Below are 247 nucleotides of genomic sequence, written 5' to 3'. Positions count from 1 at the left end.
CCCGATGACCCTCGCGGAGCTGCAAGCCTATGCCCCGCAGGTCGACTGGGCGGCCTATTTCACCGCCGCCGGCGTCACCGTGAAGACCGACCTCATCGTCGGTGAGAAAAGCGCGGTGCAGAAGATCGCCGCGCTCTACGCGTCGACTCCGCTCGCCACATTGAAGGCCTGGGAGACCTTCCACGTGGTCAACCAGGCGTCGCCCTACCTTTCCAAGCGCTTTGTCGACAGCCAGTTCGAGCTGACC

1 protein-coding gene is annotated in these 247 nt (G+C 64.4%); it reads left to right on the top strand.

Going from position 1 to position 247, the window contains the following annotated elements; all coding sequences use genetic code 11:
* Positions 1-247 (top strand): M13 family metallopeptidase N-terminal domain-containing protein (locus C1X29_RS29060; RefSeq protein ID WP_218275746.1); only part of this gene is annotated, 247 nt, incomplete at both ends.

Source organism: Pseudomonas sp. GW456-12-10-14-LB2 (assembly GCF_002884345.1).
Taxonomy (GTDB): Bacteria; Pseudomonadota; Gammaproteobacteria; order Pseudomonadales; family Pseudomonadaceae; genus Aquipseudomonas; species Aquipseudomonas paraglycinae.
This window is presented reverse-complemented; position numbering and strand designations above follow the sequence as displayed.